This is a genomic window from Mesorhizobium sp. M7A.F.Ca.CA.003.01.2.1 (assembly GCF_003998945.1).
GTDB classification, from domain to species: domain Bacteria; phylum Pseudomonadota; class Alphaproteobacteria; order Rhizobiales; family Rhizobiaceae; genus Mesorhizobium; species Mesorhizobium ciceri.
Window position 1 is genome coordinate 1 of the sequence record NZ_RZRA01001137.1, and the last position, 1,535, is coordinate 1,535.

A 1,535-nucleotide genomic window follows, 5' to 3' on the forward strand; every position below is an offset into this window, starting at 1 on the left:
TTCAGCCGCTCGCGGACGTCCCGGTGCGCTGCCATGATCTGTTCGCGCGTGCCACCGGCGTCGGTCGGGTCCGGCGTCGGCCAATATTCGACCTCGACGGCGAGCGAGCGGGTGAGTTCGAGTGCGGCGTGGTGCGCTTCGGGTGCCAGCGTGACGATGAGGTCGAAATAGTCGTCCTCGAGATCGTCCATCGTCCTTGGGTGGCGCTCGCCCAGCGTGAGATCTTCTTCGGCCAGCACCGCATCGACGAACGGATCGCGCTCGCCGGCGCGAACGCCGGCCGAAGCGACAAAGACGGTGGCGGGCAGCATCCGGCGCGCCAGCTGCTCCGCCATTGGCGAGCGCACGGCATTCATGCCGCACAGGAACAGGATCGAACGGGGCAGGGCGCCGGGCGACAGGGCTAGCCCCGCCAGTGCAGCACGCAGACCAGCGTGAACAGCCGGCGCGCCGTATCGAAGTCGATGTCGATCTTGCCGGACAGCCGGTCCATCAGCGTCTGCGAACCTTCATTGTGCAGGCCGCGGCGGCCCATGTCGATCGCCTCGATATGGCTCGGCGTCGAGGAGCGGATGGCGTCGTAGTAGCTTTCGCAGATCATGTAGTAATCCTTGACGATGCGCCGGAGCGGCGTCAGCGACAGGATATGGGTGACGACGGCGGTGCCATCCTCGCGCGCCACGGCAAACACCAGCCGCTGCTCGGCCAGCGACAGTTTCAGCCGGTAAGGGCCGTCGCCGCTGTCATTGACGGGCTGGAAACTGTTCTCCTCGATCAGGTCGAAGATCGCCACTGCACGTTCATGCTCGACATCCGGCGTTGACCGGCCGATCGATTCATCGAGTTCGACATCGATCAGCCTGGCGCGGGTTTGATCGGGGCCAGACATCGCCGCCTACATGTTCAACCGTATGGCGACGGAGCGTCCATGCGCGTCAAGACCCTCCGCCTTGGCCAGCGCAATCGCCGCCGGCGCCAAGATACGCAACTGCTCCGGTCCAAGCTTGAGGATCGACGTGCGCTTGACGAAATCGAGCACGGACAGGCCGGACGAGAAACGCGCCGAGCGCGCCGTCGGCAGCACATGGTTAGAGCCGCCGACATAGTCGCCGATGGCTTCCGGCGTGTGGCGGCCGAGAAAGACCGCACCGGCATTGCGCATCCGCGACAGGAAGCCCTCGGCGTCGTCGATGGCCAGTTCGACATGTTCGGCGGCGATGCGATCGACCAGCGGCAGCGCGGCGTCGATGGTCGACACCTGGATCACGGCACCAAAATCGCGCCAGCTCGCCGCTGCCGTTTCAGCGCGTGGCAGGCTCTGCAACTGGCGCTCGACCGCCTGTTCGACCGCGATGCCGAAAGCCGGATCGTCGGTGACCAGGATCGACTGCGCCGAAGCGTCGTGTTCTGCCTGGGCCAGCAGGTCGGCAGCGATCCAGTTCGGATCGTTGCTGCCGTCGGCCACGACAAGCACTTCCGATGGCCCGGCGATCATGTCGATGCCGACGGTGCCGAAAACCTGGCGCTTGGCTGCC

Annotated in this window: 3 protein-coding genes; all 3 read right to left on the bottom strand. The window is 65.8% G+C overall.

Going from position 1 to position 1,535, the window contains the following annotated elements:
- Positions 1 to 356 (bottom strand): low molecular weight phosphatase family protein (locus EN969_RS30525; protein ID WP_245467569.1); only part of this gene is annotated, 356 nt, incomplete at its 3' end.
- A 47-nt stretch (positions 357 to 403) separates the two neighbouring features.
- Positions 404 to 889 (bottom strand): UPF0262 family protein, encoded by a 486-nt coding sequence (locus EN969_RS30530; RefSeq protein ID WP_013530198.1) that lies wholly within the window; start codon positions 887 to 889, stop codon positions 404 to 406.
- A 6-nt stretch (positions 890 to 895) separates the two neighbouring features.
- On the bottom strand, positions 896 to 1,535 hold a 640-nt coding region (gene hisD, locus EN969_RS30535), incomplete at its 5' end, for a histidinol dehydrogenase (protein ID WP_127419705.1).